General features: G+C 59.7%; 20 protein-coding genes. 11 read left to right on the top strand and 9 right to left on the bottom strand.

Annotated elements, in window-relative coordinates:
- Positions 1-60: 60 nt before the first annotated feature.
- Positions 61-612: a DJ-1 family glyoxalase III gene (locus tag AB4O45_RS09280; RefSeq protein WP_150638450.1), complete on the top strand. Its 552-nt coding sequence runs from the start codon at positions 61-63 to the stop codon at positions 610-612.
- Between the two features lie 5 nt (positions 613-617).
- Here AB4O45_RS09280 and AB4O45_RS09275 read toward each other — a convergent pair whose 3' ends face one another.
- Positions 618-1853 carry an MFS transporter gene (locus AB4O45_RS09275; protein ID WP_460161331.1) on the bottom strand — a complete coding sequence of 412 codons (1236 nt, stop codon included), beginning with the start codon at positions 1851-1853 and terminating at the stop codon, positions 618-620.
- Between the two features lie 470 nt (positions 1854-2323).
- Between AB4O45_RS09275 and AB4O45_RS09270 the strand changes: the two genes are divergently transcribed.
- The 3 genes from AB4O45_RS09270 (at position 2324) to AB4O45_RS09260 (ending at position 5033) form a co-directional block, all read left to right on the top strand.
- Complete coding sequence (locus AB4O45_RS09270) at positions 2324-3769, top strand: cytochrome ubiquinol oxidase subunit I (protein ID WP_041477768.1); 1446 nt, start codon at positions 2324-2326, stop codon at positions 3767-3769.
- Positions 3770-3772: 3 nt separating this feature from the next.
- The gene (gene cydB / locus AB4O45_RS09265) at positions 3773-4780 is read left to right on the top strand and encodes a cytochrome d ubiquinol oxidase subunit II (RefSeq protein ID WP_016773089.1); all 1008 of its coding nucleotides are present in this window, start codon (positions 3773-3775) and stop codon (positions 4778-4780) included.
- Between the two features lie 85 nt (positions 4781-4865).
- Complete coding sequence (locus AB4O45_RS09260; protein WP_016773090.1) at positions 4866-5033, top strand: DUF2474 domain-containing protein; 168 nt, start codon at positions 4866-4868, stop codon at positions 5031-5033.
- Positions 5034-5105: 72 nt separating this feature from the next.
- Here the strand turns inward: AB4O45_RS09260 and AB4O45_RS09255 are convergent, their stop codons facing one another.
- Positions 5106-6230, bottom strand: coding sequence for a methyltransferase (locus tag AB4O45_RS09255; RefSeq protein WP_236168709.1), 1125 nt, complete (start codon positions 6228-6230; stop codon positions 5106-5108).
- A 174-nt stretch (positions 6231-6404) separates the two neighbouring features.
- Positions 6405-7115: an autoinducer binding domain-containing protein gene (locus AB4O45_RS09250; protein WP_177434230.1), complete on the bottom strand. Its 711-nt coding sequence runs from the start codon at positions 7113-7115 to the stop codon at positions 6405-6407.
- 313 nt (positions 7116-7428) lie between these two features.
- Here AB4O45_RS09250 and AB4O45_RS09245 point away from each other — a divergent pair, with 313 nt between their 5' ends.
- Positions 7429-8205, top strand: a complete 777-nt coding sequence (locus tag AB4O45_RS09245) for a ferredoxin--NADP reductase (RefSeq protein WP_095181864.1) — start codon at positions 7429-7431, stop codon at positions 8203-8205.
- 45 nt (positions 8206-8250) lie between these two features.
- Here AB4O45_RS09245 and mscL read toward each other — a convergent pair whose 3' ends face one another.
- Entirely contained in the window at positions 8251-8664 is a 414-nt protein-coding gene (gene mscL, locus AB4O45_RS09240; protein WP_024014404.1) for a large-conductance mechanosensitive channel protein MscL, read from the bottom strand.
- Between the two features lie 285 nt (positions 8665-8949).
- On the opposite strand from mscL, the gene katB reads away from it, so the two are divergent.
- Genes katB through radA form a run of 3 tightly spaced genes read left to right on the top strand, consistent with a single transcriptional unit; the run spans position 8950 to position 12512 of the window.
- Positions 8950-10491 carry a catalase KatB gene (katB, locus tag AB4O45_RS09235; RefSeq protein ID WP_460094698.1) on the top strand — a complete coding sequence of 514 codons (1542 nt, stop codon included), beginning with the start codon at positions 8950-8952 and terminating at the stop codon, positions 10489-10491.
- Positions 10492-10551: 60 nt separating this feature from the next.
- On the top strand, positions 10552-11097 hold the full coding sequence (locus AB4O45_RS09230; RefSeq protein WP_150742268.1) for an ankyrin repeat domain-containing protein: 546 nt from the start codon (positions 10552-10554) through the stop codon (positions 11095-11097).
- A gap of 47 nt (positions 11098-11144) precedes the next feature.
- Positions 11145-12512 (top strand): DNA repair protein RadA, encoded by a 1368-nt coding sequence (gene radA, locus AB4O45_RS09225; RefSeq protein WP_095181861.1) that lies wholly within the window; start codon positions 11145-11147, stop codon positions 12510-12512.
- A gap of 172 nt (positions 12513-12684) precedes the next feature.
- On the opposite strand, the gene AB4O45_RS09220 is transcribed toward radA, so the two are convergent.
- Positions 12685-13053: a PilZ domain-containing protein gene (locus AB4O45_RS09220; RefSeq protein ID WP_041477779.1), complete on the bottom strand. Its 369-nt coding sequence runs from the start codon at positions 13051-13053 to the stop codon at positions 12685-12687.
- 159 nt (positions 13054-13212) lie between these two features.
- Between AB4O45_RS09220 and AB4O45_RS09215 the strand changes: the two genes are divergently transcribed.
- The 3 genes from AB4O45_RS09215 to yjiA all read left to right on the top strand — a co-directional run bounded on the left by AB4O45_RS09215 (position 13213) and on the right by yjiA (position 16622).
- Positions 13213-15279 (top strand): carbon starvation CstA family protein, encoded by a 2067-nt coding sequence (locus tag AB4O45_RS09215; protein ID WP_041477781.1) that lies wholly within the window; start codon positions 13213-13215, stop codon positions 15277-15279.
- Positions 15280-15294: 15 nt separating this feature from the next.
- Positions 15295-15492 carry a YbdD/YjiX family protein gene (locus AB4O45_RS09210; protein ID WP_003228401.1) on the top strand — a complete coding sequence of 66 codons (198 nt, stop codon included), beginning with the start codon at positions 15295-15297 and terminating at the stop codon, positions 15490-15492.
- 152 nt (positions 15493-15644) lie between these two features.
- Positions 15645-16622, top strand: coding sequence for a GTPase (yjiA, locus tag AB4O45_RS09205; protein WP_252868312.1), 978 nt, complete (start codon positions 15645-15647; stop codon positions 16620-16622).
- A 114-nt stretch (positions 16623-16736) separates the two neighbouring features.
- Here the strand turns inward: yjiA and AB4O45_RS09200 are convergent, their stop codons facing one another.
- From AB4O45_RS09200 to glyA, 4 genes are all read right to left on the bottom strand, one after another.
- Complete coding sequence (locus tag AB4O45_RS09200; RefSeq protein ID WP_460161330.1) at positions 16737-17441, bottom strand: GntR family transcriptional regulator; 705 nt, start codon at positions 17439-17441, stop codon at positions 16737-16739.
- Positions 17442-17459: 18 nt separating this feature from the next.
- Entirely contained in the window at positions 17460-18164 is a 705-nt protein-coding gene (locus tag AB4O45_RS09195; protein ID WP_016773102.1) for a FadR/GntR family transcriptional regulator, read from the bottom strand.
- A 49-nt stretch (positions 18165-18213) separates the two neighbouring features.
- Positions 18214-19527 (bottom strand): C4-dicarboxylate transporter DctA, encoded by a 1314-nt coding sequence (locus tag AB4O45_RS09190; protein ID WP_041477785.1) that lies wholly within the window; start codon positions 19525-19527, stop codon positions 18214-18216.
- A 334-nt stretch (positions 19528-19861) separates the two neighbouring features.
- Positions 19862-21115, bottom strand: a complete 1254-nt coding sequence (gene glyA / locus AB4O45_RS09185; RefSeq protein ID WP_460161329.1) for a serine hydroxymethyltransferase — start codon at positions 21113-21115, stop codon at positions 19862-19864.
- Between the last annotated feature and the right edge of the window lie 171 nt (positions 21116-21286).

Below are 21286 nucleotides of genomic sequence, written 5' to 3'. Positions count from 1 at the left end.
CTGCGAACAGGGTGGGACAAAGCTGACTACGCTTGACTGACTATCCAGCGGAAAGCGCCCATGACTTCCAGAGCCCTGATTGCCCTCGCCGAGGGCATCGACGATTTGCAAAGCGTGACCCTGATCGACGTGCTGCGCCGCGCCGGCATCGAAGTGGTCGCCGCCAGCATCGAAGGCCGACGCATGCTGACCTGTGCGCGCGGCACCCGGCTGACTGCCGACGGCATGCTGGTCGATGTACTGGCACAGACTTTTGACCTCATTGTCCTGCCGGGCGGTGCCGTCGGTTCCCGGCATCTGGCGGCGCATCAGCCCTTGCAGCAATTGCTCAAGGATCAAGCCAGTGCCGGCCGACTGTTCGCCGCCATCGGCGAAGCCCCGGCTGTCGCGCTGCAAGCATCAGGCGTGCTGCGCCAGCGACGCATGACCTGCCTGCCCGGCGCCAGCCATCAACTATCAGGCTGTACGTTTGTTGATCAAGCGGTGGTGGTCGACGGCAACTGCATCACCGCCCAAGGCTCGGGACCGGCGCTGGAGTTTGCCTTGACCCTGGTCGAGCAGCTTGGTGGCAAGGCGTTGCGGGCGAGGGTGGCGGGGGAGATGATGGCCTGACGGATTCAGGCCTTCTCTTCCACCGGTACATGCATCCGACCCCGATTCGCCAACGTCGGAAACAGTTTGATCCACGTCCCCGTCACCACCAGCGTGCCGATCCCGCCCATGACCACGGCCGGCACGGTGCCGAACCAGTGGGCAGTGAGGCCGGATTCGAATTCGCCCAACTGGTTCGATGCGCCGATGAACAGCCCGTTCACCGCGCTGACCCGGCCGCGCATTTCGTCGGGGGTTTCCAGTTGTACGAACGAGGCGCGGATGACCATGCTGATCATGTCCGCTGCGCCGAGCACCACCAGCACCGCCAGCGAGAACCAGAACGAGGCCGACAGGCCGAACGCGATGGTAGCGACGCCGAAGATGCCGACGGCGGTGAACATCACCCGGCCGACATTGCGTTCCACGGCAAATCGCGCCAGAAACAGCGACATCAGCAATGCACCCACCGCCGGCGCCGAGCGCAACAGGCCAAGACCCCACGGGCCGGTCAGCAGAATGTCCTTGGCGAACACCGGCAGCAACGCCGTGGCGCCGCCGAGCAACACGGCGAACAAGTCCAGGGATATCGCGCCGAGGATGTCCGGGCGGCTGCGGATGAAGCGAATCCCTGCCAACAGCGAGTCCAGCGTGGCTTTGCCTTTATTCAATGGCGTCTGGCGTGCCGGCAGGTTGAGCATCAGCGCGCAGGCGATCACGTACAGCAGCACGGTCGGGCCGTAGACCCAGACGCTGCCGAACGCATAGAGCAAACCGCCAAGAGCCGGAGCGACGATAGTGGCCGACTGCTGCGCCGATTGCGCGGCGGCAACCGCACGGGGGAAAAGTGCACTGGGGACGATGCTGGGCAGCAAGGCCTGAGTCGTCGGCATCTCGAACGAACGGGCGGCGCCGAGCAGGAAGGCGAGGATGAAAATCATCTCGCGGGTGACGTGATCGGTGGCGCTGCCGATAGCCAGCGCCAAGGCAATCAGTGCCTGCAACGACTGGCAAAGCGCGGCGACCTTGCGCCGATCATAGCGATCGGCAACGTGCCCGGTGTGCAGCATGAACAGCACGCGCGGGGCGAATTCGACCAGACCGACCAGGCCCAGATCCAGCACGTTGCCAGTCAGCTGATACAGGTTCCAGCCGATCGCGACGGTGAGCATCTGGAAACCGCTGGCGGTGAAAATCCGCGCCAGCCAAAAGGCCATGAATGGACGATGGTGACGTAACAGCAGGGGCTCTTGAATGGGCATCTGAAGGCAGGTCTTGGGCGAGTGAACGGCGAGATTATCACCAGTCTGTAACAGGAAGTTGCTAGGAGAAACAATTCAGTTAGCCAGACATCGATCTTTCATGCTGACAATCAACCCTGTGGTGAGGGGATTTATCCCCGTTGGGTCGCGCAGCGGCCCCAAAAGCTGGAAGCGACGACTGCTGCGCAGCCGAACGGGGATAAATCTCCTCGCCACAGGGGAGTGAGGCAACTTGTCACGCGGCAAACCACCACGCAGTTCATTGGTAAAAATGGGACTACTCTTTCAACGTTGCTTGATCCAGATCAAGACCCCGACCGGTACTGATCTGGCGGCCATTTGGCCAGACTCCCTGCGTTGCGATGGTTGCAAAAAAAGAACGAATCCGAATTCGCCGCACTCCATATCCGTGGGGGCAGTGGTGCAGGCCTCCGGGCCAGCTACCCGTATTACCTGACAGAGGAAGCCATATGTTCGGTTTAGAGGCTCTGGATCTCGCCCGAATTCAGTTCGCGTTCACCATCTCGTTCCACATTCTGTTCCCGGCCATCACCATTGGCCTGGCGAGTTACCTGGCGGTGCTCGAAGGCTTGTGGCTGAAGACCCGCAACGACACCTACCGCGATCTCTACCATTTCTGGTCGAAGATTTTTGCCGTCAACTTCGGCATGGGCGTGGTTTCCGGGCTGGTCATGGCTTATCAGTTCGGCACCAACTGGAGTCGTTTTTCCGACTTCGCCGGTGCCGTCACCGGGCCGTTGCTGACCTATGAAGTGCTCACCGCGTTCTTCCTTGAGGCCGGTTTCCTTGGCGTCATGCTGTTCGGCTGGAACAAGGTCGGGCGCGGCCTGCACTTCTTCTCGACGGTGATGGTAGCGATTGGCACGCTGATTTCGACCTTCTGGATTCTCGCCTCCAACAGCTGGATGCAGACCCCGCAAGGCTTTGAAATCGTCAACGGTCAGGTGATCCCCACCGACTGGCTGGCAATCATCTTCAACCCGTCATTCCCTTACCGGCTGATGCACATGGCCACGGCCGCGTTCGTCGCCACGGCGTTCTTCGTCGGCTCGTCAGCGGCCTGGCACCTGCTGCGCGGCAGAGACAACCCGGCGATCCGCACCATGCTGTCGATGGCCATGTGGATGGCATTGATCGTCGCGCCGATTCAAGCGGTGATCGGCGACTTCCACGGCCTCAACACGCTCAAGCATCAGCCAGCGAAAATCGCTGCGATCGAAGGCCACTGGGAAAACCATGGCGACGAAGCGACGCCGCTGATCCTGTTCGGCTGGCCGGACATGAAAGAGGAACGCACCAAGTTCGCCGTAGAGATTCCATACCTTGGCAGCCTGATTCTGACCCACTCGCTGGATAAACAAGTACCGGCGCTGAAGGAATTTCCACCGGAAGACCGGCCGAATTCGACCATCGTGTTCTGGTCGTTCCGGATCATGGTCGGCCTCGGTTTCCTGATGATCTTCACCGGTTTGTGGAGTCTGTGGCTGCGCAAGCGTGACTCGCTGTATACCTCGCGGCCGTTCCTGCATCTGGCGTTGTGGATGGGGCCGTCCGGCCTGATCGCGATTCTCGCCGGCTGGTTCACCACGGAAATCGGCCGTCAACCGTGGGTGGTCTACGGCCTGATGCGCACTGCCGATGCTTCGTCCAACCACAGCTTCATGCAGATGAGCATCACCCTGATCATGTTCGTCGTGGTCTATTTCGCGCTGTTCGGCGCCGGTCTCGGCTACATGATGCGCCTGGTGCGCAAAGGGCCGAAGATCAGCGAAGGCAGCGCAACGCCGGACGGTGGTCCAGGCAAGAAACGCACCCCGGCGCGTCCGTTGTCCGCAGCCGACGATCCGGCCGAGGGCGAGCACGAAGACAACACTCGCTTGACCAAGGAGATTTGACTCATGGGTATCGATCTTCCGCTGATCTGGGCCGTGATCATCATCTTCGGCATCATGATGTACGTGGTCATGGACGGCTTCGACCTGGGCATCGGCATTCTCTTCCCGTTCGTGCCCGGCAAGACCGATCGCGACGTGATGATGAATACGGTCGCCCCTGTATGGGACGGCAACGAAACCTGGCTGGTGCTGGGCGGGGCGGCGTTGTTCGGCGCCTTCCCGCTGGCCTATTCGGTAGTGTTGTCGGCGCTGTACCTGCCGCTGATCTTCATGCTGATGGGCCTGATCTTTCGCGGCGTGGCCTTCGAGTTCCGCTTCAAGGCGAAGGATGAAAAACGTCATCTGTGGGACAAGGCATTCATCGGTGGTTCGATCGCGGCGACGTTCTTTCAGGGCGTGGCGCTGGGAGCGTTCATCGATGGTCTGCCGGTGGTCAATCGCCAGTTCGCTGGAGGTTCACTGGACTGGCTGACACCGTTCACGCTGTTCTGCGGCGCGGCGCTGGTGGTGGCCTATGCCTTGCTCGGCTGCACCTGGCTGATCATGAAAACCGAAGGCAAATTGCAGGAACAAATGCATGATCTGGCGCGGCCGCTGGCGTTCGTCCTGCTGGCGGTAATTGGTATCGTCAGCCTGTGGACACCCCTGTCGCATCCGGAAATCGCCTCACGCTGGTTCAGCATGCCGAATCTGTTCTGGTTCATGCCGGTGCCGATTCTGGTGCTGGTCACTTTGTACGGCCTGATCCGCGCGGTGGCACGTAACGCCAACTACACGCCGTTCCTGCTGACCCTGGTGCTGATCTTCCTCGGCTACAGTGGCTTGGGCATCAGCCTGTGGCCGAACATCGTGCCGCCGTCGATCTCGATCTGGGACGCCGCCGCGCCGCCGCAAAGTCAGGGCTTCATGCTGGTCGGCACGCTGTTCATCATTCCGTTCATCCTGGGTTATACCTTCTGGAGCTACTACGTGTTCCGCGGCAAGGTCACCCACGAAGATGGTTATCACTAATCCAATTGCTGGGCTTGCCCTGTGGGAGCGAGCCTGCTCGCGAAGGCGTCCGCAGTGACGCCTTGGCTTAACGGAGATCGATGCAATGACCGGCAAACATTCCCTGCACGACATTGAAGAAGCCGAAAAAAAGCCGCTGTGGCAGCGGCTCGGCTGGTTGGCCCTGATCTGGGTTGGCAGTGTCGGCGTGTTGTTCATCGCCGCCAGCCTGATGCGCATGTTCATGAATGCCGCGGGTTTGACCACCCACTGAAATATCCCGTCCCGGCGCCTTCGGGTATGGACTCGCAACCCTCCTCACGGAGGGTTTTTTTATGCCGCAGATTTATTTGCGCGCTTTGAGGATGACGAATTTCGGCGTGGCCGCCACTTGCTCGACGCCACGAAACAAGCGCGCCAGTTTGCTGTGATAGCCCAGATGCCGATTGCCGACAATGTACAGCGCACCGCCGACCACCAGCGCCTCGCGCGCCTGCTGGAACATGCGCCAGGCGAGGAAATCGCCGACCACCTGTTGCTGATGGAACGGTGGGTTGCACAGCACCACGTCCAGCGACTGCGGCGCCTGCCCGGCCAGACCATCGCCAGCGCGCACGATGACTTCGCGATCGCCCAATGCCGCGCGCCAGTTCTCGGCAGCCGATTGCACCGCCATGAACGATTCGTCGACCAGCGTGTAATGCGCATCCGGGTTCTGCAAGGCGCTGGCGATTGCCAGAACACCGTTGCCGCAACCGAGATCGGCGACTCGCGCGTGGCCAAGGTTCTTTGGCAGATGCGGCAGAAACGCGCGAGTGCCGATGTCGAGGCCTTCGCGGCAGAACACGTTGGCGTGGTTGAGCAGTTCGATTGCCGGTTCGTCGAGGCGATAGCGAGTCGGATAGGGCGATGTGGCGGGCGCTTTGCTTTCAGGCGTGGCGATCAGCAGTCGGGCTTTCTTCACGGCCAGCGACGCCTGCACCGGGCCAATGTAGCGCTCGAGCAGATCGCCGGCAGCGCGCGGCAGATGCTTGACCATGGCGGCGGCGATCACTTGCGCGCCCGGAGCGAGTTGCCCTTGCAGGCGGATCAACTGCTCTTCCAATAGCGCCAGCGTCTTGGGAACGCGGATCAGCACCCGGTCAAACGGCCCGACCAAAGGCTCACTGGCCGGAATCGGACGAATCGCATCGAACGCCTGGCCATTGCGTAGCAGATTCTTTTCCAGCCCGACGAAACCGAGGAACGAGTCGCCGCTGCTGCTCACCTCGACCTTGCCCTGCAGGCTGATCGCCAAGGCGCCAAAGCTGTCATTGAGCACCAGCACGCGGGTGCTGCTCTGAGGTTGTTCGCTGGCGAGATGATTGAGCAGGTATTCGTCCGCCGCATCGAAGGCTTGCAGCGGTTCATTCTGCTGTTCAGGCTGGCGGATCAGGTCGAGCTGGGCGAAAGGCGTTTCGAGCAAGGGCATGGGGCGGGGACTCAGGATATTCGGCAGATATCCCGTTGCCGGCAGATGGTGCGACGGGATCCGACCGAGTGGACTGCGATGCAAGCAGGTTGCGTCATCACTCGGAAAGGCCTGAATGGTACGTTTTTTTGCGCGTAAATACTCGCAGGATTACCGTGCGATATCGCTCGTCAGTCAGATAATCCCGGCACGAGCGGCGGCAATCACTGCGGAAATCTTGTTGCAGACGTTGAATTTTTCGATGACGTTTTGCACATGATAGTTAACGGTGCGTTCGCTCAGGCTGAGGATTCTCGAGATATCGTGAGCGGTCTTTCCCATGGCGGACAATTTCATGATCTCCAGTTCCCGGGACGATAGCCTCGGTTTGCTGGGTTTGGCCGGTGTGGGAACGGTGCGGGCATACAGGTCACTGAAGTGTCGGTTGGCAAAAAACAGATAACCGTAATGCTCATACAGTTCGAGCGGGCTGATCGGGCAGTGGGTTCGAGCCAGACTGATGATGCTGCACAAACCGCTGGTTTCGTCATGAAAGGCCTGCGACCAGCCATGCTGCAGCCCATTCTGTTTCAACGCCTGCCACAACTCGGGTGCATTGTTGAAGACTCTTTCTTCCCAGACGATGGGTAATATTGAGTGATTGCAATGCGCTATTACCGGATCAATATTGCGGAAGTTCTCTTTGTTGTACTGGATGTTCCATTCTTTCGGATAGTTATTGATTTGCAAGGCATTCAGATGGACATCACGGTGAGGGGACGTCACTGCTATTGCACAGTAGTTAAAGCCCAGGTTCTCGGCAAATCTCAGCAGTATCGGGTACGCCGCTTCAATGCCTTTGGCAAATGTCAGTTGTTTCAATTGTGATTCCTTCCACGTTTCCATGAACTTTGCCTCTGTATCTTGATATCGGGGTGCGGAATGGATCCAAAAGATCCGGCACGAATCGAAGTGTAGGATCTTTCCTGCGAAACGCCTTACATTTTTTCGAGATTGAAACTTTGATGTTTTTTATAAAGTGTTCTTAGCAATACGCGCTGTTATATTTTAACTGCCATCTTAAAGTTATTACTCTAGATCTAAAATTGACATCACATCGAATGTGCAGCGCTGATTCTGTCAATATCATTACCGTTGGCAGGTGTTTGGCAGCGCGGTTTTGCGGGACACTATAGGCAATCGTTTCAAGGAGTGCCTCATGACTGCCAGTGCCGAGAAGTACACCACCCAGACCTTGCTCGATGTGCAACCGTTGACGCCGAACCTGTTCACGCTGCGCACCAGCCGCGACCCCGGCTTTCGCTTCCGTGCCGGCCAGTTCGCCCGGCTGGGCGTCACCAAGGCCGATGGGAGCATGGTCTGGCGCGCCTATTCGATGGTGTCGTCGCCGTTCGACGAGTTTCTCGAGTTCTTTTCCATCGTCGTGCCGGGCGGCGAATTCACCAGTGAGCTGAGCCGGCTCCAGGTCGGCGACAGCTTGATGGTAGAACGCCAGGCGTTCGGCTACCTGACGCTGGATCGCTTTGTCGATGGCCGAGACCTGTGGTTACTGTCCACCGGCACCGGGGTGGCACCGTTTCTGTCGATCCTGCAGGACTTCGAGGTCTGGGAGAAATTCGAGCGGATCATTCTGGTCTACAGCGTGCGGGAGGCGCGGGAACTGGCTTATCAGGAGTTGATCGCCGGGTTGGCGCAACGGGACTATCTGAGCGAATACGCCCACAAGCTGCAATTCATCCCCACTGTGACCCGCGAAGCGCATCCAGGCGCGCTGCAGGGCCGGATTACTACGCTGATTGAAAACGGCGAACTGGAACGCGCGGCGGGCGTTGAGCTCTCGCCAGAGCATTCGCGTGTGATGCTGTGCGGCAACCCGCAGATGATCGACGACACCCGCGCCTTGCTGAAACAGCGCGACATGCGCCTGAGCCTGACGCGCAAGCCGGGGCAGGTTGCGGTGGAAAATTACTGGTAACGAAAACGGCACCCGCGGGTGCCGTTTTGATGACTACCGAATGCCTCAGGGCCGCTCGTTCTGCGCCTTGAGCAGGTCGCGAATTTCGCCCAGCAGTTGCTCTTCCTTGCTCGGGATCGGCGGCGCGGTCGGTGCTACGGCTTCTTCACGCTTGAGGCGGTTGATGGCTTTGACACCCATGAAAATCGCGAAAGCGACAATCACGAAATCCAGCACCGTCTGCAGGAATTTGCCGTAAGCCAGCACCACTGCGGGCGCATCGCCCTGGGCTGCTTTGAGCGTGACAGCCAGATCACTGAAGTCCACTCCACCGATCAACAGGCCAATCGGCGGCATGATCACGTCGCCGACAAACGACGAAACAATCTTGCCAAACGCTGCGCCAATGATGATACCGACGGCCATGTCGACCACATTGCCTTTGACCGCGAAGGCCTTGAACTCGCTAAGCACGCCCATAGTTATTTCCTTGTTACAGATGAGTTTGGTGTAGGCAGTGTAAATCAGCGAAACGCCTCCTGCGCGAAACACCTTCTTACAATGCCCGTTTTTATCGACACATCGATTGACGATTAGTTTGCAAAATGCCAGCAATCGCGCGCGAAATACGCGGTAAAGCGCTGATTGCACAGCCAATTTCATCAATCATGGTGTTACGTTCTTTCTATTTATGTTCTGCGGCACAGGCCTCTAGCCTTGGTGTGGCGCACCTGGATGCGCCCAATAAAACCAGAGGAACCTGATATGACATCCACTCCTGGACTGGGGGCTTTTCCCTTCCGCCGCACCTTCGGCGTACTGACTGCCGGGCTGCTGACCTTCTCGGTCAACGCCGCTCCGCTGACCCGCGATAACGGCGCGGCAGTCGGTGACAATCAGAACTCGCAAACTGCCGGCGCCAACGGCCCGGTGCTGCTGCAGGATGTGCAACTGATCCAGAAGCTGCAGCGCTTCGATCGTGAACGCATCCCCGAGCGCGTCGTACACGCACGCGGCACCGGCGCTCACGGCACCTTCACCGTGACCGATGACCTCAGCGACCTGAGCAAGGCCAAGGTGTTCGCCGCAGGCCAGAGCACGCCGGTATTCGTGCGTTTCTCGGCGGTGGTGCATGGCAACCATTCCCCGGAAACCCTGCGCGACCCGCGGGGTTTCGCCACCAAGTTCTACACTGCTGACGGCAATTGGGATCTGGTCGGCAACAATTTCCCGACCTTCTTCATCCGCGATGCGATCAAATTCCCGGACATGGTGCACGCCTTCAAGCCCGATCCGCGCACCAACCTCGATGACGATTCGCGCCGGTTCGATTTCTTCTCCCATGTACCGGAAGCCACCCGCACGCTGACCGAGTTGTATTCCAACTACGGCACTCCGGCCAGTTATCGGGAAATGGATGGCAATGGTGTTCATGCCTATAAGCTGATCAATGCCAAGAATGAAGTTCACTACGTGAAGTTTCACTGGAAGAGTCTTCAAGGCATCAAGAATCTCACGCCAAAACAAGTCAGCGAAGTTCAAGGTCAGGATTACAGTCATATGACCAACGACTTGGTCAGTAATATCAACAAGGGCAACTTTCCGAAGTGGGACTTGTACGTGCAAGTTCTCAAGCCACAGGATTTGTCCAAGTTTGATTTCGATCCGTTGGATGCAACCAAGATCTGGCCGGGTATTGCCGAGCGCAAAGTTGGACAAATGGTCCTGAACCGTAATCCGGCCAATGTCTTCCAGGAAACCGAACAAGTTGCCATGGCTCCAGCCAACGTAGTTCCGGGTATCGAACCTTCGGAAGATCGTTTGTTGCAGGGTCGAGTGTTCTCCTATGCCGATACGCAGATGTATCGCCTTGGCGCCAACGCTTTGCAATTGCCGGTCAATGCACCGAAAACCGCAGTGAACAATGGCAATCAGGATGGTGCGATGAATTTCGGCGCCAGCCAGTCCGGTGTCAACTACCAGCCAAGCCGCCTGCAACCGCGTGAAGAAACATCATCGGCGCGTTACAGCCAGTCGGCGCTGTCGGGCAGCACGCAGCAGGCGAAGATCCAGCGTGAGCAGAACTTCAAGCAGGCCGGTGATCTGTATCGCTCGTACAGCAAGCAGGAACGCCGCGACCTGATCGACAGCTTCGGCGGCTCGCTGGCCACCACTGATGACGAGAGCAAGCACATCATCCTGTCGTTCCTGTACAAGGCCGACCCTGAGTACGGCAGCGGTGTGACCGAAGTGGCCAAGGGCGACCTCAGCCGTGTGAAAGCACTGGCGGCGAAACTGACCGACTGATAGCCATGCGGCGCACGCGAGGGCCAGTGCGGCCTCGCGTGCGTTCAAGGAGAGAGCCCGATGCGTATTTTTCTTTTGTGCCTGGCCGGGTGCCTGTCGCTTACTGCGTGGGCAACCCCGGTCGAGCAGAGCCCCGAAGCGATCAAGGCGCAGTTGCAGGATTACTACTTCGACGCCGCCCGCCGGGGTGATGTGCCGATGCTCGAGACCTTTATCGAGTCCGGCTATTCCCTCGATACCCGCGATAGCAAGGGGTACACCGCGCTGATTCTGGCGGCCTATCACGGTCAGGCGCCGGCGGTTGAACGCCTGCTCGCCGCTGGCGCGGATGCCTGTGCTCAGGACCAGCGCGGCAACACGGCGCTGATGGGTGCGATTTTCAAAGGCGAATTACAGATCGCCCGGCGCCTGATGGCCACCGATTGCAGCCCCGACCAGCGTAACGGCGCCGGGCAGACAGCGGCGATGTACGCCGGGCTGTTCAAGCGTCTGGAATTGCTTGATGCGTTGAAAGCCAAGGGCGCTGACCTCAATGCCGAGGATCCGCTGGGCAACAGCGCCGCGCGTCTGGCCAGCGGCGAAATCCGTACCGCTGCGCCGCGCTGATCATCGATGGCTGCGTTATCATCGCGTCTTTTGTTCCGGGGGTTCTGATGGCCAAGGCCAAGCGCATGTACGGCTGCACCGAGTGCGGCGCAACCTTTCCCAAGTGGGCCGGGCAGTGCGGCGAGTGCGGTGCCTGGAACACTCTGACTGAAACCATGATCGAAAGCGGCGGCGCCACGGCACCTACCGGGCGCACCGGTTGGGCTGGCCAGCAGGCGCAGATCAAGACGCTCGCCGAAGTCAGCATCGAAGAGATTCCACGTTTTTCCACCGCCTCCGGTGAGCTCGACCGCGTGCTCGGCGGTGGTCTGGTCGATGGCTCGGTGGTGCTGATCGGCGGTGATCCGGGGATCGGCAAATCGACCATTCTGTTGCAAACCCTGTGCAATCTGGCCAAAAGCATGCCGGCGCTGTACGTCACTGGTGAGGAATCCCAGCAGCAGGTGGCGATGCGCGCCCGCCGTCTCGGCCTGCCGCAGGATCAACTGCGGGTGATGACCGAAACCTGCATCGAAACCATCATTGCCACTGCCCGCCAGGAAAAACCCAAGGTGATGGTGATCGACTCGATCCAGACCATCTTCACCGAACAGCTGCAATCGGCGCCGGGCGGCGTGTCGCAGGTGCGTGAAAGTGCGGCGCTGCTGGTGCGATACGCCAAACAGAGCGGCACGGCGATCTTCCTCGTCGGCCACGTCACCAAAGAGGGCGCCTTGGCCGGTCCGCGTGTTCTGGAACACATGGTCGATACCGTGCTGTATTTCGAAGGTGAATCCGATGGTCGTCTACGTCTGCTGCGTGCGGTGAAGAACCGTTTCGGCGCGGTCAACGAATTGGGCGTGTTCGGCATGACCGACAAGGGCCTGAAAGAAGTCTCCAACCCATCGGCGATTTTTCTCACCCGCGCTCAGGAAGAAGTCCCGGGCAGTGTGGTCATGGCGACGTGGGAAGGCACCCGACCGATGCTGGTGGAAGTGCAGGCGCTGGTCGATGACAGCCATCTGGCCAACCCGCGTCGGGTGACGCTGGGGCTGGATCAGAACCGTCTGGCGATGTTGCTTGCGGTGCTGCACCGCCACGGCGGGATTCCGACCCACGATCAGGACGTGTTCCTCAACGTGGTCGGTGGCGTGAAGGTGCTGGAGACAGCGTCGGATCTGGCGTTGATGGCGGCGGTGATGTCGAGTTTGCGCAATCGGCCGTTACCGCATGATCTGCTGGTGTTCGGCGAAGTCGGCCTGTCTGGCGAAGTGCGCCCGGTGCCGAGCGGGCAGGAGCGGCTGAAAGAAGCGGCCAAGCACGGTTTCAAACGCGCCATCGTGCCGAAGGGTAATGCTCCGAAGGAATCGCCGGCGGGGTTGCAGATCATTGCCGTGACCCGCCTTGAACAAGCACTTGACGCACTGTTTGAGTGAACGCCGAACCTCTGTGGTGAGGGGATTTATCCCCGTTGGGGCGCGTAGCGGCCCTGAAAAAAACGGGTCTGCTGCGCAGCCCAACGGGGATAAATCCCCTCGCCACATAAGTCCCTTCACCACATAGATCCCCCTAACCACAGGGCATTCCAATTCGGGGTTGGGGGTGGCGCTAGATTTCGATCAGCGCACCCAGTTCGCGCTCCAGCTCGGCCTCATCCGCCAGATTCAGTTCGATCAACCGGCGCAGGCGCTGGATCGATTCCAGGCTGATATGCCGGCAGATGAACCCCAAGTGGCCGTTTTCCTCGTGGGCCAGATGCACGTCCATTTCGATATCGACGTCTTCGCTCAAATGAATGTCGACTAGGAAGTCTTGCTCTTTATCCCCAAGCCACGGCTCCGGTCGCTCGATCAGCAGGCCCTTGAGCGACAGGTCGATCAGTTTGACCGGCCAGATGTACTCGCCCTGTTTCAGCTCGGTTCGGGCATCGAACGCAATACGTTTGAAACGACGTCGATTGGCGGGGTGCTCGCTCATGGCGCAATCCTCATGAAAGTTCGCTGACTATAGACCGCGAATGCGGGCGCCAGCCAATCGCTCAAGCGTCTAGACCTATGTCGGGGTATGGCCTTTGGCGCCGTAAGCGCTAAACTCGGGGTGGCTGTCTTTCTTGTCCACCCTGGCTGGAATAATAAAATGAAAAATAATAATAGCCTGCTGCGCCACTTACCCTGGCTCGTGCTGGCAATCGTAGGAGCGTGCGCCCTGGGCGTAGTGGCATTGCGCCGCGGCGAGGCGATCAACGCCTTGTGGATTGTGGTCGCTGCCGTGGCCATTTATCTGGTTGCGTACCGTTACTACAGTCTGTTCATCGCCAACAACGTGATGCAACTGGATCCGCGTCGGGCCACCCCCGCCGTGCTCAACAACGATGGTCTGGACTACGTGCCGACCAACAAACACATTCTTTTCGGTCACCACTTCGCGGCCATCGCTGGCGCGGGGCCGCTGGTCGGTCCGGTGCTGGCGGCGCAGATGGGGTATCTGCCCGGCACACTCTGGCTGATTGCCGGTGTGGTGCTGGCGGGCGCGGTGCAGGACTTCATGGTCCTGTTCATGTCGACCCGACGCAACGGCCGTTCCCTGGGCGACATGGTGCGTGAAGAGATGGGCCGGATTCCCGGGACCATCGCACTGTTCGGCTGCTTCCTGATCATGATCATCATCCTCGCGGTGCTGGCGCTGATCGTGGTCAAGGCCCTCGCCGAGAGCCCGTGGGGCATCTTCACCGTGATGGCGACCATCCCGATCGCGATGTTCATGGGCATCTACATGCGCTACATCCGCCCGGGCCGCATCGGCGAGATCTCCGTGGTCGGTGTGTTGCTGCTGCTCGGCTCGATCTGGCTGGGCGGGCAGATTGCTGCCGATCCGGTATGGGCCAAAGCCTTCACCTTCACCGGTGTGCAGATTACCTGGATGCTGGTCGGTTACGGTTTTGTCGCCGCGTCGCTGCCGGTCTGGCTGATTCTGGCGCCGCGTGACTATCTGTCGACCTTCCTCAAGATCGGCACCATCGTCGCCCTGGCGATCGGTATTCTGGTGACCATGCCCGAGCTGAAAATGCCGGCGCTGACCCAGTTCGTCGACGGCACCGGGCCGGTATGGAAGGGCGGTCTGTTCCCGTTCCTGTTCATCACCATCGCTTGCGGCGCGGTATCGGGTTTCCACGCGCTGATCTCGTCGGGCACCACGCCGAAGCTTTTGGATAACGAAACCAACGCCCGCTACATCGGTTACGGCGGCATGCTGATGGAATCGTTCGTGGCGATCATGGCCATGGTTGCCGCTTCGGTGATCGAGCCAGGCGTGTACTTCGCCATGAACAGCCCGGCCGCCGTGGTCGGCAGTGATGCCGCGTCAGTGGCGCAAATGGTCACCAGCTGGGGCTTCGCGATCACGCCGGAAGCGCTGCAAGCCGTGGCCCACGACATCGGTGAAACCACCATTCTGGCCCGTGCTGGCGGTGCGCCGACCCTGGCGGTCGGTATCGCGCAGATCCTGCACAGTGTCCTGCCGGGTGAAAACACCATGGCGTTCTGGTACCACTTCGCGATCCTGTTCGAAGCGCTGTTCATCCTCACCGCTGTGGACGCCGGTACCCGTGCCGGGCGTTTCATGCTGCAGGATCTGCTCGGCTCCTTCGTACCGGCGCTGAAGCGCACCGAATCGTGGACCGCCAACCTGATCGCCACCGCCGGTTGTGTGGCGATGTGGGGCTGGTTGCTGTATCAGGGCGTGATCGATCCACTGGGCGGCATCAACACCCTGTGGCCATTGTTCGGCATCTCCAACCAGATGCTCGCCGGTATCGCGCTGATGCTCGGCACCGTGGTCCTGATCAAGATGAAGCGCCAGCGCTACATCTGGGTCACCCTGTTGCCGGCCACCTGGCTGTTGATCTGCACCACCACTGCTGGCTTCATCAAGCTGTTCGACGCCAACCCGGCGATCGGCTTCCTGTCCCTGGCCAAGAAGTACAGCGATGCGCTGGCCAACGGTCAGGTGCTGGCACCGGCGAAGAGCGTCGAGCAGATGCAGCACGTGATCTTCAACGCCTACACCAACGCCACACTCACCGCGCTGTTCCTGTTCGTGGTGTTCAGCATCCTGTTCTATGCGCTCAAGGTCGGCATCGCCGCCTGGGGCAAGAAAGAGCGTACGGATAAAGAATCGCCATTCCAGGCCCTGCCGGATGCGTAACCAGAGGATTGCAGCATGTTCAATGACCTGAGTCGCCTCGGTAAATACCTCGGTCAGGCCGCGCGCCTGATGGTCGGCATGCCCGACTACGACACCTACGTCGAGCATATGCAAACCAAACACCCGGACAAACCGGTGATGAGCTACGAGATGTTCTTTCGCGAGCGTCAGGAAGCCCGTTACGGTGGCAAGGGTGGGCCGAAGTGCTGTTGAGCTGACAGCCTTCGGTTGAGGTAATCCCCTGTGGGAGCGAGCCTGCTCGCGAATACGGAGTGTCAGTTGATGAAGGATTTGACTGACACACCGCTTTCGCGAGCAGGCTCGCTCCCACATTTGTTTTTGTGTTCTTTTCAGGAGATCGGGTTTTGTCTTCTCCCATTCCGGTAACGGTCCTCAGCGGTTTCCTCGGCGCCGGCAAGACCACTTTGCTGCGTCATTTATTGAAAGCCGAGCACGGCCTGAAAATCGCCGTGATCGAAAACGAATTCAGCGACGCCGGCATCGACACTCAGTTGCTGGGTGACGAGCCGGTGCAGGTCATGACCCTGGCCAACGGCTGCGTCTGCTGCACCATTCACACCGATCTGACCAAGGCGCTGTACTTGCTGCTCGAGCGCCTGGACAGCGGCGAGATCGCCTTCGATCGTCTGGTGATCGAGTGCACTGGTCTCGCCGATCCGGCACCGGTGGCGCAGACCTTTTTCATCGACGAAGAGCTGCGCGAGCGTTACCTGCTCGACGGCATCATCACCCTGGTCGACGCCGCCCACGCGGACGTGCACCTGACCCAGACCATCGCCCAGGCGCAGATCGGTTTCGCCGATCGCTTGCTGGTGAGCAAGACCGATCTGGTCGATGAGCCGACGTTCACCGCGCTGAGCGAGCGCCTTACGCGAATCAACCGCCGCGCGCCGATCCGCGTGGTCGAGCATGGCAACATCGATCTGGCTGAACTGCTGGATGTGCGTGGTTTCAACCTCAATGCTGACCTGGGCGGCGGTTTGAGCTTGCGTCCGGTGAGCAAGGCGCCGTCGATCGATCGCATCTCCAGCCTGGTGCTGCGCACCGATCAGGCGCTGGATATCGATCAGCTCAGCGAATTCATGAACGAACTGCTGGAAGAACACGGCAGGCAATTGCTGCGCTACAAAGGCGTGCTGAATATTGCTGGCGAAGATCGGCGCCTGGTGTTTCAGGGTGTGCTGAAACTCTATGGTTTCGACTGGGACACTGAATGGGCCGAGGGCGAGGCGCGGGAGAGTGTGATCGTGTTTATCGCCGATGACTTGCCGGAAGAGAAGATTCGGGCGGGGTTTGCCAGGGTTGCAGCGCAACAAGCCTGATAATTTCAATAGCTCAACGGGCCTCTTCGCGAGCAGGCTCGCTCCCACAGTAGAACGCATTCTGTCAGAAGGAATGCAATCCACTGTGGGAGCGAGCCTGCTCGCGAAGGCGGTCTAACCGACAGCACAATGCTCAAGATCTGAACCCAGCAGTGTCTGCTCAAGATGATCCAGATGCCGATTCATCAGCCCCTCTGCCTTAGCAGCATCACCTCGCTCCACAACCTCAACCAACGCCAAATGCTCCTGCCACGCGCAACAGCTGCGCGTCGGGCACCGACTCCGCGCAATCGCCAACGACGTCAGCGGCACCAGACTGTGCAGAAAATGCGCCAACGGCACATTAGCCGCCATCCGCGCCAACTGCAGATGAAACTCCCCCGATAACCGAATCGCCGCCCCGCGCCGATCCTGCTCGACGGCGCGCTTCTCGCGCTCTATCAACGTGCGCAAGCAATTCAAATCGTCTGGCTGCGGACGCTGACACGCCAATCGCACCAAGGTGTTCTCAGCCAACCGTCGCGCATGCAAGGTCTGCCGGATCAGCTCCCGATCAGGCGCAGCCACTCGTGGTCGATGATTGGCGCGCAATACCACGATCTGCTCATGGGACAACTGCGTCAGCACCCGTCGTACATCGGCGCGGCCGGCGCCGAACATCGCTTGCAGACTGTCCTCGGTGAACCGGCTGTCTTCATCGATACGCTGCTCGAGAATCGCGTCGAACAGTCGCGGATACAGATCCTCCGTCGGCGTGCCGAGGCGAGAGACGGGCAGGGCGGTCGAATCGGCATGCGAGGCTGAAGCAAAACTGTTCATGGCCGTTCTCCTGGCAAATCAGGTGGGCAGGTTGTCGTCCGGGATGTTCAGCTCAACGCCCATGCGCTGGCCTTCGCGCAGAATGTGCCGACGCATTTCGGCGCTGGCCTGAGCGCTGTTCTTGCTGCGGATCGCGCGGACCACCGCTTCGTTTTCTTCCAGACGTTCGGCCAGATGTTCCGGGGAATTGCGCAACACTTCGGCGCTTTGCTTGAGGGCATTGCTGGTCTGCTGCACCACGCTCTGGAAAATCGGGTTCGAAGTCAGCGTGAACAGTTCTTCGTGGAAAGCGATGTAGGCGCTGACCCCGGCTTCACTGTCACCGGCCTCGAGGGCTTCGCGCATGTCCATCAGGGTCAGGCGCAATTGGCCGACTTCCTTGCTGCTGATCGATTGCGCAACCAGCCCGACAATGAACGGCTCGAGGGTGTAGCGCAGTTGCAGCACATCTTCCAGGCTCGCCCCGGCGACTGCGCTGTCGTGGCTCTGGCTGTCGCTGAGTTGCGCATCGAGGACGACCACGCCTTTGCCCGGCATCGAGCGCACCAGGCCGAGTGTTTCCAGCACGATCACCGCTTCGCGCAGGCTCGGCCGGCTGATGCCCAGCTGTTCGGCCAGTTCACGCTGGCCCGGCAGCATGTCGCCGGAGCGCCACTGGCCTCGGGCCAACGCGGCGCGGAGTTTTTCCACCACTGAATTGACGACGGTTGAAGTTGTAATCACGTATTGGCTCCCTGCGCCGTGCCTGCGCATTGGCAGGCACGGCACTCATTCAGAATTCTTTGGCCGCCGCCGGAGCGACGGTTTTTCGCGGTTGAAAGTTATAGCCCTGTTCGCCGTTGAGGACCTTGTTCGCTCGCTGTACGTCGATGTCCTTTTCCCAGCGGGCGATGGCCACGGTGGCGACGCAGTTGCCGATCAGATTGGTCAGCGCGCGGCCGATGCCCATGAACCAGTCCACGGCCAACACCAGCACCAGGCCGACCACGGGAATCGCCGGAATCGCCGTCAGCGTTGCCGCGAGAATCACCAGCGCCGAACCGGGAATGCCGTGGGCGCCTTTGGAGGTGATCAGCGAAACCAGCAGAATCGTCAGCAAATCGGTCATCGCCAGCGGTGTGCCGGTGGCATTGGCGATGAACACGATGGCCAGGGTCAGGTAGATCGAGAAGCCGTCGAGGTTGAACGAGTACCCGGTCGGGATCACCAGACCGACCGTCGAGCTGCCGATACCGAGGTGTTCGAGCTTGCGCATGATCTGCGGCAGCACGGCGTCGGAAGAGGCGGTGCCCATGACGATCAGCAGTTCTTCCCGCAGGTACTTGAGCAGCGGCCACATGCGCAGGCCGGAGACCCGCATCACCAGACCGAGGATCAGCGCGACGAAGGCGACGCAGGTCAGGTAGAACAGACCGACCAGACTGCCCAGGTGCTGCAGAGAGTCGAGACCGTATTTGCTGGTGGTGAAGGCGATGGCGCCGAATACGCCGATCGGCGCCAGCCGCACGATCATGCCCATGATGCGGAAAATCACGTGGCTGAGTTCGTTGATCAGCCGCGAAATCCCGGAAGCCGCTTCGCCAACCAGATTCAGTGCACTGCCGAACAGCACCGAGAACAGCAGCACTTGCAAGATATTGTTGTCAGCGAAGGCACCGATCACCGAGGTCGGGATCAGGTCCATCAGAAATTGCGTGGTGGTGTGCATGTGCTGGCTGCGCTCGGCGAGGTCGCCCATGTCGGCGCTGGAGAGCTGCTCCAGATGAATGTTCGCGCCGCTGCCAATGCCGGTGCTGAAGGCGAACACCAGACCGATCACCAAGGCGATGGTGGTCAGCACTTCGAAGTAGATCACCGACTTGAGGCCGATGCGCCCGACCTTCTTCAGATCGCCCGCGCCGCTGATGCCGCTGACCACCACGCAGAACACGATCAGGCCAATCAGCATCTTGATCAGTTTGATGAAGCCATCGCCGAGCGGTTTGAGCTGAGCGGAGTATTCAGGAAGGGTCAGCCCGCAGACGATGCCGAGCATCAGTCCGAGAACCACTTGAAGGAAGATTGAACGCGAGCACCATCTGAGCATGGGAGGAATCCTGGGTCGGTGTCCTGGCTGCCGCACGCGTTGCGCAGCGGATGCAGGACTTAATTATTGTGGTCTTACCGGTATGTCCAGTGCAGGCGCAGTCTAGGCTTGGTTTTTTCCTGATTACAAGGGGGAAACATGAAATTGGCATGACCGGTCTGACCAGCGGCCAAAGCCGCGTAGGAGCTGCTGAAGGCTGCGATCTTTTGATCTTGTTTTTAAAATCCAGATAAAAAGATCGCAGCCTTCGGCAGCTCCTACAGGTGAATTGCAGGCGAAAAAAAACCGGCCAATTACTTGGCCGGTTTTTCATGCTGCTGGTTTAACGTCGCGATTAAGCGCCGTACACCGGCAGTTTCTTGCAGATGGCTTTGACTTTCTCGCGAACGGCGTCGATCACCGCTTCGTTATTCAGGTCAGCCAGGATGTCGCAGATCCAGCCGGCCAGCTCTTTGCACTCGGCCTCTTTGAAACCGCGAGTGGTCACAGCCGGAGTACCGAAGCGCAGGCCGGAGGTGACGAACGGCGAGCGTGGATCGTTAGGCACGGAGTTCTTGTTCACGGTGATGAACGCTTTGCCCAGAGCGGCGTCGGCATCTTTACCGGAGATGTCCTGCTTGATCAGCGACAGCAGGAACAGGTGGTTTTCAGTACCGCCCGATACCACGTCGAAACCGCGCGCGATGAACACTTCGGCCATGGCCTTGGCGTTCTTCACCACTTGTTGCTGGTAAGCCTTGAACTCAGGCTGCAGCGCTTCCTTGAAGCAGATCGCCTTGGCCGCGATCACGTGCTCCAGCGGGCCACCCTGGGCGCCCGGGAATACTGCGGAGTTGAGCTTCTTCTCGATCTCGGCGTTGGCACGGGCCAGGATCAGACCGCCACGTGGACCGCGCAGGGTCTTGTGCGTGGTGGTGGTCACGACGTCGGCGAACGGTACCGGGTTCGGGTAGACACCAGCGGCAACCAGACCGGCGACGTGAGCCATGTCGACGAACAGGTAAGCGCCAACCTTGTCAGCGATTTCGCGGAAGCGCGGGAAGTCGAGGATCTGCGAGTAGGCAGAGAAACCGGCAACGATCATTTTCGGCTTGTGCTCGACCGTCAGGCGCTCGACTTCGTCGTAGTCGATCAGACCGTTGGCATCGATACCGTATTGAACGGCGTTGTACAGCTTGCCCGAGGAGGAAACGCTAGCGCCGTGGGTCAGGTGACCGCCATGGGCCAGGCTCATGCCCAGAATGGTGTCGCCACCTTGCAGCAGAGCCAGGTAAACAGCGGCGTTGGCTTGGGAACCGGCGTGCGGCTGAACGTTGGCGTAATCGGCGCCGAACAGTTCCTTGGCACGGTCGATGGCCAGTTGCTCAACCACGTCAACATATTCGCAACCACCGTAGTAACGCTTGCCCGGATAGCCTTCGGCGTACTTGTTGGTCAGGACCGAGCCTTGAGCTTCCATCACCGCTGGGCTGGTGTAGTTTTCCGAAGCGATCAGCTCAATGTGTTCTTCCTGACGCTGAGCTTCTTGCTCCATGGCGGCAAAAAGGTCGGCGTCGTACTTGGCAATAGTCAAATCACGGCTGAACATGGCGGTCCTCAAGGATCGGGGGGGCAGAAAAGGGGGGCATTCTAACCCAACCGCTTTTGGATGACATATGAAACGACGTCATGTCGCAGACAAGTGGCGTTCATGACAGATGTGCGGTGCTTTTGCCGGCCCCTTCGCGAGCAGGCTCGCTCCCACATTTGAGATGCATTC

The sequence above is a fragment of the Pseudomonas sp. S2_B10 genome (genome assembly GCF_054668425.1).
The sequence above is the reverse complement of the archived record's forward strand: the minus strand, read 5'-3'. Positions and strand labels throughout refer to the sequence as shown.

What these genes read in the sequence shown, in the direction of transcription:
- AB4O45_RS09245 (WP_095181864.1), top strand. Translation starts at nt 7,429, where the DNA reads ATGACTGCCAGTGCCGAGAAGTACACCACCCAGACCTTGCTCGATGTG.
- AB4O45_RS09230 (WP_150742268.1), top strand. Translation starts at nt 10,552, where the DNA reads ATGCGTATTTTTCTTTTGTGCCTGGCCGGGTGCCTGTCGCTTACTGCG.
- AB4O45_RS09275 (WP_460161331.1), bottom strand. Translation starts at nt 1,853, where the DNA reads ATGCCCATTCAAGAGCCCCTGCTGTTACGTCACCATCGTCCATTCATG.
- AB4O45_RS09210 (WP_003228401.1), top strand. Translation starts at nt 15,295, where the DNA reads ATGTTCAATGACCTGAGTCGCCTCGGTAAATACCTCGGTCAGGCCGCG.
- AB4O45_RS09220 (WP_041477779.1), bottom strand. Translation starts at nt 13,053, where the DNA reads ATGAGCGAGCACCCCGCCAATCGACGTCGTTTCAAACGTATTGCGTTC.
- AB4O45_RS09200 (WP_460161330.1), bottom strand. Translation starts at nt 17,441, where the DNA reads ATGAACAGTTTTGCTTCAGCCTCGCATGCCGATTCGACCGCCCTGCCC.
- AB4O45_RS09270 (WP_041477768.1), top strand. Translation starts at nt 2,324, where the DNA reads ATGTTCGGTTTAGAGGCTCTGGATCTCGCCCGAATTCAGTTCGCGTTC.
- AB4O45_RS09260 (WP_016773090.1), top strand. Translation starts at nt 4,866, where the DNA reads ATGACCGGCAAACATTCCCTGCACGACATTGAAGAAGCCGAAAAAAAG.
- AB4O45_RS09280 (WP_150638450.1), top strand. Translation starts at nt 61, where the DNA reads ATGACTTCCAGAGCCCTGATTGCCCTCGCCGAGGGCATCGACGATTTG.
- mscL (WP_024014404.1), bottom strand. Translation starts at nt 8,664, where the DNA reads ATGGGCGTGCTTAGCGAGTTCAAGGCCTTCGCGGTCAAAGGCAATGTG.
- cydB (WP_016773089.1), top strand. Translation starts at nt 3,773, where the DNA reads ATGGGTATCGATCTTCCGCTGATCTGGGCCGTGATCATCATCTTCGGC.
- AB4O45_RS09250 (WP_177434230.1), bottom strand. Translation starts at nt 7,115, where the DNA reads ATGGAAACGTGGAAGGAATCACAATTGAAACAACTGACATTTGCCAAA.
- AB4O45_RS09255 (WP_236168709.1), bottom strand. Translation starts at nt 6,230, where the DNA reads ATGCCCTTGCTCGAAACGCCTTTCGCCCAGCTCGACCTGATCCGCCAG.
- AB4O45_RS09190 (WP_041477785.1), bottom strand. Translation starts at nt 19,527, where the DNA reads ATGCTCAGATGGTGCTCGCGTTCAATCTTCCTTCAAGTGGTTCTCGGA.
- radA (WP_095181861.1), top strand. Translation starts at nt 11,145, where the DNA reads ATGGCCAAGGCCAAGCGCATGTACGGCTGCACCGAGTGCGGCGCAACC.
- katB (WP_460094698.1), top strand. Translation starts at nt 8,950, where the DNA reads ATGACATCCACTCCTGGACTGGGGGCTTTTCCCTTCCGCCGCACCTTC.
- glyA (WP_460161329.1), bottom strand. Translation starts at nt 21,115, where the DNA reads ATGTTCAGCCGTGATTTGACTATTGCCAAGTACGACGCCGACCTTTTT.
- AB4O45_RS09215 (WP_041477781.1), top strand. Translation starts at nt 13,213, where the DNA reads ATGAAAAATAATAATAGCCTGCTGCGCCACTTACCCTGGCTCGTGCTG.